The following is a 16,438-nucleotide window of genomic DNA, read 5'->3' on the forward strand; positions in this document are numbered from 1 at the left end:
TTCCTGATTTTTGCTTGTCTGAGGTATTTATGACAAAGCCCTGAACCGTTACGGAACAGGGCTTTTTTCGTTTCTGGCACCTCTGGCCGCCGAGGCGGCTTTTAGAGGATGCGTCCGTTGTCCTGGGCTCGCTCAAGCTTGATGGCGACGAACTTCGACGTCGGCGTATGGCTGCCGTCGCCAATGCTCTCCAGCGGAATCAACGGGTTCACCTCCGGATAGTACGCCGCCGCCTGCCCGGCAGGAATATCGAACGCCAGCAGGGTGAAGCCACGTACCCGGCGCACGTGCGCATCGCCCCACAGCGAGACGATGTCCACCTTCTGCCCCGGCTGGAAGCCCAGTCGCACGATGTCGGCTTCATTGACGAACAGTACGTCACGCTGGCCGCGTACGCCACGATAACGGTCGTCCAGGCCGTAGATGGTGGTGTTGTACTGATCGTGCGAGCGCATCGACTGCATGATCAGGTCCGGCACCTGGCCGCTGGCGCGCACTCGTTCATCGAGCAGGGTGTCCGGCAGCAGGTTGGCCTTGAAGTTGGCGCGACCGGTGCTGGTTTTCCATTCACGGCTGCCCGCGCTGTTGCCCAGGTAGAAGCCGCCCGGATGGCGCAGGCGCTCGTTGAAGCCGGCAAAACCGGCGATGGTGTCGCCGATCAGGTCGCGGATGCGGTCGTAGTCGGCCACCAACCAATGCCAGTCCACCGGTTTCTTGCCCAGCGTGGCGGCCGCGATGCCGGCGATCACCGCAGGCTCGGAGCGCATCTGGGTGGACAGGGGTTTCAGTTGGCCGTTGGAGGCGTGAACCATGCTGAACGAGTCTTCCACGGTGACCGCCTGCGGGCCGTCGGCCTGCAGGTCGATGTCGGTGCGCCCCAGGCATGGCAGGATCAGTGCCTGCTTGCCGTGGACCAGGTGGCTGCGGTTGAGCTTGGTGCTGATGTGCACGGTCAGCTCGCAGTTGCGCAATGCCTGGGCGGTGCGCTCGGTATCCGGGGTCGCCTGGGCGAAGTTGCCGCCCAGGCCGATGAACACCTTGGCCCGGCCGTCGAGCATGGCGTGGATGGCTTCGACGGTGTTGTGGCCGTTATGGCGCGGCACCGGGAAATTGAAGCGTCGTTCGATGGCGTCGAGCAGCGCGACCGGTGGGCGTTCGTTGATGCCCATGGTGCGGTCGCCCTGCACGTTGCTGTGGCCGCGCACCGGGCACAGGCCGGCGCCGGGCACGCCGACGTTGCCGCGCAGCATCTGCAGGTTGACGATCTCCTGGATGGTCGGCACCGAATGGCGGTGCTGGGTGATGCCCATCGCCCAGCACATGATCACGCGTTTGCCACGGCAGTACATGCGCGCGGCCAGTTCGATGTCGGCCAGCTCCAGGCCCGACTGGGCCTGGATGTGCTCCCAGGAGGTGCTGTCGACCACGGCCAGGTATTCGTCGACGCCATGGCCATGCTCGGCGATGAACACGTGGTCGAACACGGCGGGCTCGCCCTTGGCCTGGGCCTCGCGCTCCCACTGCAGGAGGAACTTGGCCATGCCGCGCAGCATCGCCATGTCGCCACCCAGGGCCGGGCGGAAGAATGCGGTATTGGTCGGGCGGTCGCTGTTTGTGAGCATTTCCAGCGGGTTCTGCGGGTGCTGGAAGCGTTCCAGGCCGCGTTCCTTTAGCGGGTTGATGCACACCACCTGGGCGCCGCGGTTCACTGCGTCGCGCAACGGGTCGAGCATGCGCGGGTGATTGGTGCCGGGGTTCTGGCCCCAGACGAAGATCGCATCGGCATGCTCGAAGTCGTCGAAGGTCACGGTGCCCTTGCCGACGCCGACGCTCTGCCCCAGGGCCACGCCGCTGGCCTCGTGGCACATGTTCGAGCAGTCGGGGAAATTGTTGGTGCCGTAGGCGCGCACGAACAGCTGGTACAGGTACGCCGCTTCGTTGCTGGCGCGGCCCGAGGTGTAGAACTCGGCCTGGTCCGGTGTGGTCAGGCCGTTCAGGTGGCGGGCGATCAGGGCGAAGGCGGCGTCCCATTCAATGGGCTGGTAGCGATCGCTTTGCGGGTCATAGACCATCGGCTCGGTCAGCCGACCCTGGTATTCGAGCCAGTAGTCGCTCTGCGCCAGCAGCGCGCTGACGCTGTAGCGAGCGAAGAAGCCGGCATCGACACGGCGCTTGGTGGCTTCCCAGTTGACCGCCTTGGCGCCGTTCTCGCAAAACTTGACCATGCCGCTTTCGGGCGAGTCGCCCCAGGCGCAGCCAGGGCAGTCGAAACCGCCGTTCTGGTTGGTCTTGAGCAGGGCGCGGATGTTCTTCAGCGCGTTGTCGCTGCCGACCCAGGCTTTGGCCACGCTGCGCAAGGCTCCCCAGCCACCGGCGGGGCCATCGTAGGGCTTGTAGCGTGGGGAAGAGGCGGGGGCGTTGTCTGGGAGGTGCTGGTACGAGGTCACGGCTGTTGAGACTCCGCCGCAGGGCTGTAGACCCGCGGTGCGCTGTGTTTGGGCAGATGGATGAGGTTTAGGTTGTGCTTGCGTGCCCATTGCAGGGCCAGGCCCGTGGGCGCCGACAGGCTGACCAGGGTCTGGATGCCGGCGCGCAGGACTTTCTGGATCAGCTCCAGGCTGCAGCGGCTGGTGACGATGGCCAGGCCGCCCGTGGCGTCGATGCCTTGGCGCAGCAGCGCGCCAATCAGCTTGTCCAGGGCGTTGTGCCGGCCGATGTCTTCACGGCCCAGCAGCAGTTCGCCCTGATCGTTCATGAACAGCGCCGCATGCACCGCGCCGCAGTGTTGGCCGAGAGGCTGGAAAGCGTCGATGCGCTGGCGCAGACCAGCCAGCCAGTGCGCTGGAGGCAACGGGGCGCCCGGCAGCACGGCCAGTTCCGGCAGCGCCTGCTCCAGGGCCTCGACCCCGCACAGGCCACAGCCGCTGGTGCCGGCCAATTGCCGGCGCTGATTCTTCAGGTTCCAGAATGCGCGGCTGGAGATTTCCAGGTCGGCGTACATCGCCGAGCCGCTGCCGGAGAGCTTGAGGTCGTAGATTTCTGCGGTGCCTTCGACGATGCCACTGCCCACGCTGAAGCCGACCGCGAAGTCCTCGAGGTCGGTGGGGCTGACCAGCATCACCGCCTGGTTCAGGCCGTTGTAGACGATCGCCAGGGCGACTTCTTCGGCCAGCGGCGTGCTGGCCTGCGCGCTGTCGTCGAGCTGGACGTAGTCGTAGGTATTGCTGGCGGCGGGCATGGTCAAGGACGATGACGCCGCGCAGACCGGAGGTTTGCTATGCATCGGCGTGGATTACCGGCGGCTATCTGATAGCACAAGCCTAGGCTTGTGTGCCGGTGACGTCTAATCGCTAGGGTCTATGCCTTGATAGACCGCGTCGATTGGTCGCATTTGGGCAGGGTCGGCAATCGTGGCCTAGACTTCAGGGTTCGAGGTTTCGTCGACAAGGAGAACGTTATGAGTCTGATCGATTTCGTGAAGAACGTAGGTGAGAAGGTAGTCGACCTGCTGACCCCCGGTAATGCCAATGCCGAGACGCAGATCAAGGAACACGTGAAAAACGTCGGTTTGGGCAACCCGAACATCAGTGCCACTGTAGACGGCGACAAGGTCGTGCTCAAGGGTGAAGTGGCTAGCCAGGAGGAAAAGGAGAAGATCATCCTGGCGGCGGGCAATATCGAAGGCGTGGCCAAGGTCGATGCTGATGGTCTGACCGTGGCGGGAGCGACGGTCGTTACCCAGGCCCAGTTCGTAACGGTGCAGAAGGGTGAAACGCTGAGTGCAATTTCGCTGCGCGTTTATGGCAACGCCAACCAGTACAACAAGATCTTCGAGGCTAACAAGCCCTTGCTGAAAAGCGCGGACAAGATCTATGTGGGGCAGGTACTGCGTATTCCGCCCAAGGAATGATCATCAGGCTGTAACGGCCCTTTCGCGGGCAAGCCCGCCCACAAGTAACCCACAATGTTCGGACCTGTGGAGATCCTGTGGGAGCGGGCTTGCCCGCGAAGAGGCCCTCACAGGCCAACCAGTAACTCCCGGTAATCCTCCACCGCCGCGAACTCCTCGGTATCGCGAGGCTGTGCCTGGCTATCGGGCTGGCGCACCGCTAGCAGGTGTCCTATGCCGAATCGGCGGGCACTGCGCAAGATCGCGAGGGTATCGTCGATGAACAGACTGCGCTGCGGCTCGAAGCCGATATCGGCCTGCAACGCATCCCAGAACTGCGGACTTTCCTTCGGATAACCATAATCGTGCGAGCTGATCAGCCGCTCGAAGTAAGGCGCCAGCTCCACCCGCTCCAGTTTCAGCGACAGCGAATCGCGGTGGGCATTGGTGATCAGCACCACGCGCTTGCCAGCCTGGCGGATCGCCGCAAGGAAGGTGTCGGCATCCGGGCGCAGGGCGATCAGGTCGGCGATCTCGCGCTTGAGTTCGCGGATCGGCAGCTTCAGCTCGCGGCTCCAGAAGTCCAGGCAGTACCAGTTGAGGGTGCCGGCGTTGCGCTCGAACAGCGGCTGCAGCTCCATTTCCGCCAGCGCCCGGCTCACCCCATGCAGCTCGGCGTAGCGTTGTGGCAGGTGGTCGAGCCAGAAGCGGTTGTCGTAGTGCAGGTCGAGCAGGGTGCCGTCCATGTCCAGCAGGACGGTATCGATGGCGGACCAGGGAAGAACAGGCATGGGAAACTCTCGATCAGTCGGCAAGCCACGGTATAGTAACCCGTTCACGCCAAGGAGCCGCCCCATGCGCCAGAAACCCACCGTCCTCAGTCGCGAAATCGTCGCCAGCAGCCGCCTGTTCCGCGTCGAGGCCGTGCAATTGCGCTTCAGCAATGGCAACGAGCGCACCTACGAACGGCTGGTCGGCCGCGGCAATGGCTATGGCGCGGTGATGATCGTGGCCATGCTCGACGCCGAGCACGCGGTGCTGGTGGAAGAGTACTGCGGCGGAACCGACGAATACGAGCTGTCGCTGCCCAAGGGCCTGATCGAGCCGGGAGAGGACGTGCTGGCGGCGGCCGACCGTGAGCTCAAGGAAGAAGCCGGCTTTGGCGCACGCCAGCTGGAGCACCTGACCGAACTGTCGCTGTCGCCGGGCTACATGAGCCAGAAAATCCAGGTGGTACTGGCCAGCGATCTGTACGAAGAGCGCCTGGAGGGCGACGAGCCGGAGCCGATGCGCGTCGACAAGGTCAACCTGCGCGAGCTTTCGGCCCTGGCCATGCACCCGCAGTTCACCGAAGGGCGTGCCCTGGCGGCGTTGTACCTGGCCCGTGACCTGCTGATTCAGCGGGGGTTGTTCGAGGCATGAGCGACCAGCGACTGATGCATGAAGTGGTCAAGCTCGCCCTTTTGGCCGGCCATGCGATCCTGCCTTACTGGCGCGCCGACGTTGCCGTGCAGAGCAAGGCCGACGACTCCCCGGTGACCGCTGCCGACCTGGCCGCGCATCAGGTCATTGTCGACGGTTTGCAGGCGCTGGCGCCGCAGATCCCGGTACTGTCCGAGGAAGATTGCAATATCCCCCTGGCCGAACGTCAGGGCTGGCAGCGCTGGTGGCTGGTCGATCCCTTGGACGGGACCAAGGAATTCATCGCCGGCAGCGAGGAATTCACCGTCAATATCGCGCTGATCGAGAACGGTGAGGTGGTGTTCGGCGTGGTGACCATGCCAACCAACGGGCGCGCTTACTTCGGTGGACGCGGCCTGGGCGCCTGGCGCGCCGAGGCCGATGGTCAGGCCGTGGCGATCCAGGTGCGCGACACCCCGCCGGCCGATGGCCGCTTCACCGTGGTAGCCAGCCGCCGTCACTCCAGCCCCGAACAGGAGGCCTTGCTGGCCGGGCTGGGGGCTGTGGTGGGGGAGCTGGAGTTGGCCAATATCGGCAGCTCGTTGAAGTTCTGCCTGCTGGCCGAAGGCAGTGCCGACTGCTATCCGCGTCTGGCACCGACCTCGCAGTGGGACACGGCTGCGGCGCAAGGTGTATTGGAGGGGGCTGGCGGCGAAGTGATCGAAGTGGATGGCCAGCCGTTTCGCTATCCGGCGCGCGAATCGCTGCTCAATCCCTTCTTCCTGGCAATGCCTGCTGCGGCCGCCTGGCGCCAGGCGTTCATCGAGCAGCACATTGCAGGTCAGGCCTCATCGCCGGCGAGCCGGCTCCTACCGGATACGCCCAGCCTGTAGGAGCCGGCTTGCCGGCGACAGGGCCAGTGAAGTCAGCCTATCAGCGGTGCAAGACGTACTGCCCGCTGAAGGTCACGGCGGGCTCATCGCTGCCGGCGTTGCTCACCGTGGTCAGCAGCGTCAGGCGTGCCCGACCGCGGCGCTGGTACATCGTCAGGAAGCGCTCCCAGGTCTTTTCGTCCGGCGCCGCGCAGCGCGCCACCGCAGTGCCGGTCACCGGCAGTGGGTAGTTGATCAGGCCTTCCTGGATGACGATATGGCCGTCGTCGATGCCCTGCTCGCGCAGGCGCAGGTGCAACCAGCCCCAACCCACCAGCACGGCAGCGCAGTACAGGCTGCCACCGAACATGGTGCTCTTGTGGTTGACGTTGGCTGCCAGCGGTAGCTGCAGGCGCAGGCAGTGACCTTGCCAATCGATAACTTCCAAGCCCATCTCGCGGGTCAGGGGAATGTCGCTGTGCAGGACCGTTTGCAGGTACTGGGCGTCGGTGCTCATGGGCGGTTGTCCTCCTGGTCGTCGTGCCCGCTGCTGCCGCCCTCGAAGTGGAGGCCATGCTTGCGCAGCTTGTCGTGCAGTGTCTTGCGCGGAATACCCAGGGCTTCGGCCAGGCTGCGCATGGAGCCATGTGGCCGACCCAGTTCGGCGGCGATCAGCGAGCGCTCGAACTGCTCGACCTGTTCGCTGAGGTTGCCGACCACGACCGTGGTGGCAGTGGCCGGCGGCGGTGGTACCTGGCCGTCGAGTGCCAGTTCCAGGCCCAGGGCGAAACGTTCCGCGGCGTTCTGCAGCTCGCGGACGTTGCCTGGCCATTCGTGACGCAGCAGCATGGCACGGTGGCCCGGCTGCAGGCTGTGAGGCGTCAGGCCGTGGCGCTCGCTGGCGGCATCGGCGAAGTGCTGGAACAGCACCAGGATGTCATCGCCGCGCTCGCGCAGCGCTGGAATGCGCAGCGGCGCCACGTTGAGGCGGTAATAGAGGTCGGCGCGAAAGCGTCCCTGGTCGGCAGACTGGCGCAGGTCTTCCTTGGTCGCGGCGATGATGCGGATGTCCAGTGGGATCAACTGGTTGCCGCCCAGGCGCTCGACCACGCGCTCTTGCAGCAGGCGCAGCAGCTTCACCTGTACGTCCAGGCTCATGCTCTCGATCTCGTCGAGGAAAAGCGTACCGCCGTTGGCGAATTCGAACTTGCCGATGCGGCGCTTCTGCGCGCCCGTGAAGGCGCCGGGCTCATGCCCGAACAGCTCGCTCTCGACCACCGATTCGGCCAGGGCGCCGGCGTTGATGGCGACGAAGGGGCCGTCGCGGCGGCTGGACAGGTCGTGCAGTGCGCGCGCCACCACTTCCTTGCCAGCACCGGTCTCGCCAAGGATCAGCACGTCGGCGCGGGTCCCGGCCAGGGCGCCGATCTGCTCGCGCAGGCGCTGCATGGCCGGCGAGTGGCCGACCAGGCGCGTGGCCAGTTGCTGGCGATCGCTCAGGGCCAGGCGCAGGCTGCGGTTGTCCAGCACCAGGCGGCGCAGGGCCAGGGCACGGCGCACGCTGTCGAGCAGGGCATCACTGGCAAAGGGTTTTTCCAGAAAATCGTAGGCTCCGGCGCGCATCGCCTGCACCGCCAGGGGCACGTCGCCATGGCCGGTAATCAGTAGCACCGGCAGTTCGCTGTCGCGACCGTGCAGTTGCTCGAGCAGCTGCAAGCCATCGATGCCCGGCATGCGGATATCGCTGACCACCACGCCGGGCCAGTCCGGCTCGATGCGTTCGGCCAGGCCCTGGGCGTCTGCCAGGGCGAGCACCTTGAGCCCGGCCAGGTCCAGGGTCTGGCTCAGGGCCTGGCGCAGGTGGGGATCGTCGTCGACCAGGATCACCTGGGCGTGACTGTCGATCAGTGGCTCGGTCGTCATGCCGACGTATCCTCCGAAGATTGCAGGTTGGCACCGGGCTTGGCCACGCGCAGGCGCAGGGTGAGCAAGGCGCCGCCTTCCGGGTGGTTGCCCATCAGCAGTTCGCCGCCCAAGGCCAGCATCAGGCTCTCGCAGATGGCCAGCCCCAGGCCCAGGCCCTGGGTGCGGGTCTTGGTGGTGAAGAACGGCTCCTTGGCGTGCTCCAGGGCCTGGCGGCTGAAGCCGGGGCCATTGTCACGGATGTACAGGTAGACGTCGTCTTCGCGTTTTTCGGCACTCAGCCAGAGCCTGCGCGGGTTGGCCTTTTCGGTCAGGGCGTCGAGGGCGTTGGCCAGCAGGTTGCCCAGCACCTGGCGCAGGCGGGTCTCGCCGGCCTGCACCCACAGGGTCGCTTCGGGCAGGTCGCGGATCAGCTCGACGGCCATCGCGCGCCGGCGCTTGGCGAGCAGGGCCAGGGCGTCGTCCAGTGCCGGTTGCAGCGCCACGCTCTCCGGCGCATGGCGATCGCGACGGGCGAAGGCGCGCAGATGGGCGATGATCGAGGCCATGCGTCCGGTCAGCTCGCCGATCAGCTTGAGGTTGCCGCGCACGTCCTCGGTGCGTTGGTGGTCGAGCAGGATCTCGGCGTTTTCCGCATAGCTGCGGATTGCCGCCAGGGGCTGGTTGAGTTCGTGGCTGATGCTCGCCGACATGGTGCCCAGCACCGACAGCTTGCCGGCCTGGACCAGTTCGTCCTGGGCGCGCACCAGATCCTGCTGGGCGCTCTCGCGTTCGAGCACGGCGCTTTTCAGGCGTGTATTGAGCCCTTCGAGATCGGCGGTGCGCGCGGCCACGCGTTTTTCCAGCTCCTGGCGGCCCTTGGCTTCGAAATCGATGCGATCGATGTAGTGGCGACGCCGCTGCATCAGCAGGCCGGCCAGCAGCATCAGCACCAGCAGCGTGGCACCGCCGATGGCCATCACCGTCTGTACCGAGCGGTCGACCAACATGCGCGGTGCCAGGATGCTCACCTGCCAGCCGGTTTCCTTGATGTCGCGGCTCTGCGAGATCCAGGCGTCAGGGTTGAGCTGCAGCGGTTGCGGCGCCTGGGTCGGGTAGGGCTGGATGGCAATGATCGCCTGGCGCTCGGCCTCGGTCAGTGGGCGGGTGGCACGGAAACGCCACTCGGGCCGCGAGGTGAGCACGACCACGCCGTTGTTGTCGGTCAGCAGCAGTTGCTCTGGTGTGCGACCCCAGAGGGTTTCGGTGTGGTCGAGATCGACCTTGACCACCAGCACGCCGATCACCCGCTCACGATCGCGGACCGCAGCGGCGAAGAAATAGCCGCGCTTGGCCGAGGTGGTGCCTTGGCCGAAGAAGCGGCCCAGGTGCCCGGCCATGGCCTCGTTGAAATAGGGGCGGAAGGCGAAGTTGCGCCCGACGAAACTGTCGTGCTTGTCCCAGTTGGAGGCGGCCAGGGTGTTGCCGCTGACGTCCATCAGGTACATCACCTCGGCGCCGGTCTGGTGGGCGATGTCCTTGAGCAGGCGGTTGGCGTTGGTCACCGCCTCGAGGCGGAACGGGTCGGCCAGCACGCCCCGCAGCGCCGGCAGGTCGCCGAGAATCTGCGGCAGGGTCTCGTAGCGGTGCAGGGTGCCGAGCAGGTTGGCGACGTACAGGTCGAGGGTCTGGCGGTTCTGCGAGGCCAGCTGATCCTGGTAATAGCGCTCGGCCAGATGGTGCACCGGCCAGAGCACTGGGGCCAGGCACAGGGCCAGGAGGGCAAGGCTGCGCCAGCGTGGGCGACGGGGAGGCGTGGGCTTTGCAATCATCGGGTGGAATGCGCCAGAAGGGTCTGGCGCAATTATGCGCTACTTCAGGCAGTCGATCAGCGCCTGCTGCCAGTGAGGTTGGCTGACAGCCCACTCACGCGCCAGGCGAGAGCAGTCCAGTCGGGAGTTGAACGGCCGGCGCGCAGGCGTCGGGTACTCGCTGGACGGGATCGGCAGCAGCTCGGCGCACGGCAGGCCGCGGGCCTTGAGTTGCTCGCCGATGGCCTGGGCGAAGCCGAACCACGATGTTTCGCCTTGGGCGGTGAGGTGGTAGGTACCCCAGGCGCCGGCCTGGCCGCCCTGCCAGCGCTCGATCAGGGCACGGGTGCTGGCTGCGATGGTGCTGGCCCAGGTCGGTGCGCCGATCTGGTCGCTGACCACACGCAACTCGGGCTTCTCCTGCAGCAGGCGCTGCATGGTCAGCAGGAAGTTACGGCCATGCAGCGAATAGACCCAGCTGGTGCGCAGGATCAGGTGCTCGCCACCCACGGCAGCGATGGCCTGTTCACCGGCCAGCTTGCTGCGGCCATATACCCCCAACGGATTCGGTGCGTCGTCCTCGGTGTACGGGGCTGGCTTGTCGCCGTCGAACACATAGTCGGTGGAGTAGTGGATCAGCGGCACGCCCAGGCGGGCGGCTTCCTCGGCCAGTACTTGGGGGCTTTGGGCGTTGATCGCGAAGGCAAGCTCCGGCTCGCTCTCGGCCTGGTCCACCGCCGTGTGCGCGGCAGCGTTGATGATCAGGTCCGGAGCCAGTGCCCGCAGCGGCTCACGCAGGACCTGCGGCTGGGCCAGGTCGAGTTGGTCGCGACCGAGCACGTGCAGCTCACCGAGGCTGGCCAGTTCCGCTTGCAGGGCCTGGGCGACCTGGCCGTTGCGGCCACACACGAGGATCTTCATGGGAACAGCTCCGCGTCCTTGAACAACACGCCGGCCTGGTCCTTGGCCGACAGCTGCGGTTGCTCGGCCAGCTCCCAGTCGATTGCCAGGGTCGGGTCATCCCAACGGATGCAGCGTTCGGCAGCCGGGTTGTAGTAGTCGGTGGTCTTGTACAGGAATTCGGCCGACTCGCTCAGCACCACGAAACCGTGGGCGAAACCTGCCGGCACCCAAAGTTGCCGGTGGTTGTCGGCGGACAGGCGTACGGCGACCCACTGGCCGAAGGTCGGCGAGCTCTTGCGGATGTCCACGGCGACGTCCAGCACTTCGCCCTGGACCACGCGCACCAGCTTGCCCTGGGCGTTTTGCAGTTGGTAGTGCAGGCCGCGCAGCACGCCTTTCTGCGAGCGCGAGTGGTTGTCCTGGACGAATTCCACGTCGACGCCGGTCTGTTCGGCGAAGGCGCGGGCGTTGAAGCTTTCGAAGAAGAAGCCGCGGCTGTCGCCGAACACCTTGGGTTCGATGATCACGACATCGGCAATGGCGGTCTTGATGGTGTTCATGCGTGCTCTTTCGCCAGGGTGTGGAGGTACTGACCGTAACCGGTCTTCTTCAGGTCTTCGGCCTTGGCCAGCAGCTGTTCGCGGCTGATCCAGCCCTTCTGGAAGGCGATTTCTTCCAGGCAGGCCACTTTAAGGCCCTGGCGGTGCTCGATGGTCTGCACGTACTGCGACGCTTCCAGCAGGCTGTCGTGGGTGCCGGTGTCGAGCCAGGCGAAGCCACGGCCGAAGCGCTCGACGCGCAGGTCGCCGCGCTGCAGGTAGGCATTGTTGACGTCGGTGATCTCCAGCTCGCCGCGTGGCGACGGCTTGATGCCCTTGGCGATCTGGACCACGTCGTTGTCGTAGAAGTACAGGCCGGTGACGGCGTAGCTGGACTTCGGCTCGAGCGGTTTTTCCTCGATCGACAGGGCAGTGCCCTGGTCGTCGAACTCCACCACGCCGAAGCGCTCGGGGTCCTTGATCCAGTAACCGAAGATGGTGGCTCCGGAAGGTTGGCGCACAGCCCGCAAAAGCTGCTCGCTGAAACCTTGGCCATGGAAAATGTTGTCACCAAGGATCAGGCATACCGAGTCGTTACCGATGAATGTTTCTCCGATCAGGAAGGCCTGGGCCAAGCCGTCTGGAGAGGGTTGTTCGGCGTAGCTGACGTTGAGGCCGAATTGATTACCGTCACCGAACAACTGGCGGTACTGGGGCAGGTCTCGAGGGGTAGAGATGAGCAAGATGTCACGGATACCGGCCAGCATCAGCACCGAGATCGGGTAATAGATCATCGGTTTGTCGTAGATCGGCAGCAGTTGCTTGGAAACACCGAGAGTGATGGGGTGAAGACGGGTGCCGGAGCCGCCCGCCAGGACGATGCCTTTGGTCATGCGATCAGATCGTTTAAGTCGGAGTTGGCCAAGGGGGCCCCTTGGTAGCGGCCATCCTGGACATGCCTGCACCATTCGAGGTTTTCGAGGTACCACTGCACGGTCTTGCGCAGGCCGGTCTCGAAGGTTTCTTCAGGCGTCCAGCCCAGTTCGCGTTCGATCTTGCTCGCATCGATGGCGTAGCGTAGGTCGTGGCCGGGGCGGTCCTGGACGAAGGTGATCAGGTCGGCATAGTTTGCCACACCGGCTGGGCGCACGGGTGCCAGCTCCTCGAGCAGCGTGCAGATGCTGCGGACTACATCGATGTTCTGCTGTTCGTTGTGGCCCCCGATATTGTACGTCTCGCCAACCTTGCCCTTGGTGACCACGCTTAGTAGGGCCTGGGCGTGGTCTTCGACGAACAGCCAATCGCGCACTTGCAGGCCGTTGCCGTAAACGGGCAGGGGCTTGCCCGCCAGGGCGTTGAGGATGATCAGCGGGATGAGCTTTTCCGGGAACTGGAACGGGCCGTAGTTGTTCGAGCAGTTGGTCAGTAGCACCGGTAGGTCGTAGGTGCGGTGCCAGGCACGGACCAGATGGTCGGATGCCGCCTTGCTGGCCGAATACGGCGAGCTCGGCGCGTAGGGGGTGGTCTCGGTGAACAGGTCGTCGACGCCGTGCAGGTCGCCATACACCTCGTCGGTGGAGATATGGTGGAAGCGAAAGGCCTGGCGCTTGTCCGCAGGCTGACGATTCCACCAGGCGCGAGTGGCTTCGAGCAGGGCGTAGGTACCGACGATGTTGGTCTGGATGAACGCTGCCGGGCCATCGATTGAACGGTCGACATGCGACTCGGCCGCCAAATGCATGATCGCATCTGGCTGGAAGCGCTCCAGCAACGCTGCGACGGTGCTCTGATCGGATATATCCGCCTTTACGAATTCGTAGCGACTGTTGCCCGCAATGCGCTGCAGTGATTCGAGGTTGCCCGCGTAGGTCAGTTTGTCGAGGTTGAGCACCTCATGCTCGGTGTGCTCGATCAGATGACGAATCAGGGCCGAACCGATGAAGCCGGCTCCCCCGGTAACGAGGATGCGCATGTGCAATTGCCTTTGGCCAAGAGGTTTGTGCTTAACCAGCCTAGCTTGTCGGCTGCGGATCCCCTAGGCAAGTTATTGCTGCACCGTGTGTCCGACGCCTGGTTGCAAACCTCCACTTGTTTATTGGCCTCGCTAATGGCGATATATGCGGAAAAAAGACCGAGGTCCCCCGTTCATGCCGCTCCACACCCTGATCCAGCGTTCCAGCCAGCCCAGTCCTTCGCTCAGCGAGGCCCAGGCGCATGCCCTGCTGCGGGCGCATTACGATCTGGCGGGTAGCTTGCAGTCACTGGGCAGCCAGCAGGACCTCAACTTCAAGCTCGACAGCGACCAGGGTCGGTTCGTGCTCAAGGTCTGCCACGCAAGCTATGCCCAGGTCGAACTCGAGGCGCAGCACGCCGCACTGGCCTACCTGCGTGCCCAGGGCCTGCCGGTGCCGGCGGTGCGCAGTGCACGCGACGGCCAGGCGCTGCTGGCCGTGGAGGTGGACGGCCAGGCCCTGCGTGCGCGGCTGCTCGACTACATCGACGGCCAGTCGCTGACCCGCCTCACGCACATGCCGTCACGGCTGATGGCCGAACTCGGCGAGCTGTGCGCCCGGGTCGACAAGGCCCTGGCAGGCTTCGATCATCCAGGCCTGGTGCGTACGCTGCAGTGGGACCCGCAACATGCCCAGGCGCTGATCGCCCACCTGCTTCCAGGTTTGCAGGACGCGACCAAGCGCAGCCGCGTCTTGCAGGCGACGCAGATCGCAGCCGAGCGCCTGGCGCCGCTGGCCGCGCAACTGCCTAGCCAGGCCGTGCACCTGGACATCACCGATGACAACGCCGTGTGGGCCCGCGATAGCGAACGCCAGTGGCAACTGCAGGGGGTGATCGATTTCGGCGACCTGCTGCGCACCTGGCGCGTCGCCGACCTATCGGTGACCTGCGCGGCGCTGCTGCACCACGCCGAGGGCGATCCGCTGCGCATCCTGCCTGCCGTGGCCGCCTATCACGCCTGCAACCCGCTCACCGAGGCCGAGCTGCGTGCCTTGTGGCCGCTGGTGCTGAACCGCGCCGCAGTGCTGGTACTGAGCAGCGAGCAGCAACTGGCGGTGGAGCCTGGCAACCAGTACATCCTCGACAACATCGCCCATGAATGGGAAATATTCGACACCGCCACGGCAGTGCCTTGCGCGTTGATGGAAGCGGCCATCCTGCAGGTTGCCGGGTTCACCGCCGAATCTCCTGCCTTGCTCGATTGCCTGCCCTTGCTCCCAGCGTTGGCCGGCCAGCCCGTGGCGCGGCTCGACCTGGGTGTGCTCAGCCCACACTACGAGGCTGGCAACTGGGAGCAACCCGGGTTCGACCGGCACCTGCTGCTGGCGCAGCCCGCGCCGGCGTGCACCCTGCATGGCCAATACCGCCTCTCGCAAACCCATGTCGACCGCCCGGACGAACCGGCCACCTGCGCTTTGGGCGTGGAGTTGCACGTGCAACCCGGCACGGCGCTGCAAGCGCCACAGGACGGCACCTGGCAGCGTACCGGCGAAGGCCGTGGTTGCCTGCGCAGCGCCGGCTGGAGCCTGTGGCTGAGCGGCCTGGAGCAGGCTCCGGAAGACGGCGCGGCGATTACCCGGGGCCAGTCATTGGGCAGCGCCTCGGCCATTCTCGGCGTGCAGCTGTGCGGAGCGCCGCAGGTGCAGCCACCTTCCTTCGCCAAGCCGTCGCATGCCGCCGCTTGGCTGGCCCTGTGTCCATCGCCAGCCGCATTGCTGGGCTTCGATTGCGACGCCGAGCCACTGCAAGACCCGGCGCAATTGCTGGCGCGCCGCGATGCCAGCTTCGCTCGCTCGCAGAAGCACTACTACGCCCAGCCGCCGCACATCGAGCGCGGTTGGCGCAACTACCTGATCGACATGCAGGGCCGCTCGTACCTCGACATGCTCAACAACGTCGCGGTACTCGGCCATGGTCACCCGCGCATGGCCGCCGAATCGGCGCGGCAGTGGTCGCTGCTCAACACCAATTCGCGCTTCCACTACGCGGCCATCGCCGAGTTCTCCGAGCGCCTGCTGGCCCTGGCACCGCCCGGCTTCGACCGGGTGTTCCTGGTCAACAGTGGCACCGAGGCCAACGACCTGGCCATTCGCCTGGCCTGGGCCTTCAGCGGCGGGCGTGACCTGCTCAGCGTGCTGGAGGCCTACCACGGCTGGTCGGTGGCCACCGACGCCATCTCCACGTCGATCGCCGACAACCCGCAGGCCCTGGAGACGAGGCCGGACTGGGTGCATCCGGTAGAGGCACCCAATACCTTCCGTGGTCGCTACCGCGGTGCCGACAGCGCCGCCGAGTACCTGCGCGATGTCGAGGCCAAGCTCGCCGACCTCGACGCCCGAGGCCGCCAGCTGGCAGGGATGATCTGCGAGCCGGTATACGGCAACGCCGGTGGCATCTCGCTGCCCGCCGGTTACCTGCGTGAGGCCTACGCCCAGGTGCGAGCACGGGGTGGCGTGTGCATCGCCGATGAGGTTCAGGTGGGCTACGGCCGCCTCGGCGAGTACTTCTGGGGCTTCGAGGAACAAGGCGTGGTGCCCGATATCATCACCATGGCCAAGGGCATGGGTAACGGCCAGCCGCTGGGTGCGGTGATCACTCGCCGCGAGATCGCCGAGGCGCTGGAGGCCGAGGGTTACTTCTTCTCGTCGGCTGGCGGCAGCCCGGTGAGCTGCCGGATCGGCATCGCCGTGCTGGATGTCATGCAGGAGGAGGGGCTGTGGCAGAACACGCGGGAAACCGGGGCCTACTTCAAGGCTCGCCTGCAGGCCTTGGTCGATAAACATCCGCTTGCCGGTGCAGCCCACGGCTCGGGGTTCTACCTGGGCCTGGAACTGGTGCGCGACCGCCAGACCCTGGAGCCGGCCACGCAGGAAACCCAATTGCTGTGCAACCGCCTACGCGACCTGGGCATCTTCATGCAGCCGACTGGCGACTACCTGAACATCCTCAAGATCAAGCCGCCGATGTGCACCACCCGCACTAGCGTGGATCATTTCGTCGACAGCGTAGACCGCGTCCTGTCAGAAGGTCTCTAACCTTCTATCGCCGCATATGCCGATTGTTATCGGTATATGCGGCTATTTTTATAGATAAATAATCAATCAATTT

At 65.3% G+C, this 16,438-nt stretch carries 14 protein-coding genes; 4 read left to right on the forward strand and 10 right to left on the reverse strand.

Annotated features, from left to right (window positions below; genetic code table 11):
- Window positions 1-101: 101 nt before the first annotated feature.
- Window positions 102-2,447, reverse strand: a complete 2,346-nt coding sequence (locus E6B08_RS01590; RefSeq protein WP_136912485.1) for an FdhF/YdeP family oxidoreductase — start codon at window positions 2,445-2,447, stop codon at window positions 102-104.
- On the reverse strand, window positions 2,444-3,283 hold the full coding sequence (gene fdhD, locus E6B08_RS01595; RefSeq protein ID WP_136912486.1) for a formate dehydrogenase accessory sulfurtransferase FdhD: 840 nt from the start codon (window positions 3,281-3,283) through the stop codon (window positions 2,444-2,446). The genes E6B08_RS01590 and fdhD overlap by 4 nt, the downstream gene beginning before the upstream one ends.
- A gap of 174 nt (window positions 3,284-3,457) precedes the next feature.
- Between fdhD and lysM the strand changes: the two genes are divergently transcribed.
- Window positions 3,458-3,910, forward strand: coding sequence for a peptidoglycan-binding protein LysM (lysM, locus tag E6B08_RS01600; protein WP_136912487.1), 453 nt, complete (start codon window positions 3,458-3,460; stop codon window positions 3,908-3,910).
- A 107-nt stretch (window positions 3,911-4,017) separates the two neighbouring features.
- Here the strand turns inward: lysM and yrfG are convergent, their stop codons facing one another.
- Entirely contained in the window at window positions 4,018-4,680 is a 663-nt protein-coding gene (gene yrfG / locus E6B08_RS01605) for a GMP/IMP nucleotidase (protein WP_136912488.1), read from the reverse strand.
- A gap of 64 nt (window positions 4,681-4,744) precedes the next feature.
- Between yrfG and nudE the strand changes: the two genes are divergently transcribed.
- Together nudE and cysQ are read left to right on the forward strand one after the other, a co-directional pair.
- On the forward strand, window positions 4,745-5,311 hold the full coding sequence (gene nudE, locus E6B08_RS01610; protein WP_016394173.1) for an ADP compounds hydrolase NudE: 567 nt from the start codon (window positions 4,745-4,747) through the stop codon (window positions 5,309-5,311).
- Window positions 5,308-6,183: a 3'(2'),5'-bisphosphate nucleotidase CysQ gene (gene cysQ / locus E6B08_RS01615; RefSeq protein WP_136912489.1), complete on the forward strand. Its 876-nt coding sequence runs from the start codon at window positions 5,308-5,310 to the stop codon at window positions 6,181-6,183. The genes nudE and cysQ overlap by 4 nt, the downstream gene beginning before the upstream one ends.
- 40 nt (window positions 6,184-6,223) lie before the next feature.
- On the opposite strand, the gene E6B08_RS01620 is transcribed toward cysQ, so the two are convergent.
- The 7 genes from E6B08_RS01620 to rfbB are packed head-to-tail and all read right to left on the reverse strand — an operon-like array spanning window position 6,224 to window position 13,289.
- Window positions 6,224-6,679, reverse strand: a complete 456-nt coding sequence (locus E6B08_RS01620; protein ID WP_136912490.1) for a YiiD C-terminal domain-containing protein — start codon at window positions 6,677-6,679, stop codon at window positions 6,224-6,226.
- The gene (locus tag E6B08_RS01625) at window positions 6,676-8,085 is read right to left on the reverse strand and encodes a sigma-54-dependent transcriptional regulator (RefSeq protein WP_136912491.1); all 1,410 of its coding nucleotides are present in this window, start codon (window positions 8,083-8,085) and stop codon (window positions 6,676-6,678) included. The genes E6B08_RS01620 and E6B08_RS01625 overlap by 4 nt, the downstream gene beginning before the upstream one ends.
- Window positions 8,082-9,896: a sensor histidine kinase gene (locus tag E6B08_RS01630; protein WP_136912492.1), complete on the reverse strand. Its 1,815-nt coding sequence runs from the start codon at window positions 9,894-9,896 to the stop codon at window positions 8,082-8,084. The genes E6B08_RS01625 and E6B08_RS01630 overlap by 4 nt, the downstream gene beginning before the upstream one ends.
- Before the next feature lie 39 nt (window positions 9,897-9,935).
- Window positions 9,936-10,796 carry a dTDP-4-dehydrorhamnose reductase gene (gene rfbD / locus E6B08_RS01635; protein WP_136912493.1) on the reverse strand — a complete coding sequence of 287 codons (861 nt, stop codon included), beginning with the start codon at window positions 10,794-10,796 and terminating at the stop codon, window positions 9,936-9,938.
- Window positions 10,793-11,338, reverse strand: coding sequence for a dTDP-4-dehydrorhamnose 3,5-epimerase (gene rfbC, locus E6B08_RS01640; RefSeq protein ID WP_136912494.1), 546 nt, complete (start codon window positions 11,336-11,338; stop codon window positions 10,793-10,795). The genes rfbD and rfbC overlap by 4 nt, the downstream gene beginning before the upstream one ends.
- Window positions 11,335-12,210, reverse strand: coding sequence for a glucose-1-phosphate thymidylyltransferase RfbA (gene rfbA / locus E6B08_RS01645; protein WP_136912495.1), 876 nt, complete (start codon window positions 12,208-12,210; stop codon window positions 11,335-11,337). The genes rfbC and rfbA overlap by 4 nt, the downstream gene beginning before the upstream one ends.
- A complete protein-coding gene (gene rfbB, locus E6B08_RS01650) occupies window positions 12,207-13,289 on the reverse strand; it encodes a dTDP-glucose 4,6-dehydratase (protein ID WP_136912496.1) in 1,083 nt (360 codons plus the stop codon). The genes rfbA and rfbB overlap by 4 nt, the downstream gene beginning before the upstream one ends.
- Window positions 13,290-13,464: 175 nt before the next feature.
- On the opposite strand from rfbB, the gene E6B08_RS01655 reads away from it, so the two are divergent.
- Window positions 13,465-16,365, forward strand: coding sequence for an aminotransferase (locus E6B08_RS01655; RefSeq protein ID WP_136912497.1), 2,901 nt, complete (start codon window positions 13,465-13,467; stop codon window positions 16,363-16,365).
- Window positions 16,366-16,438 lie beyond the last annotated feature (73 nt).

This window comes from Pseudomonas putida (genome assembly GCF_005080685.1).
In the GTDB taxonomy this organism is placed as follows: Bacteria; Pseudomonadota; Gammaproteobacteria; order Pseudomonadales; family Pseudomonadaceae; genus Aquipseudomonas; species Aquipseudomonas putida_V.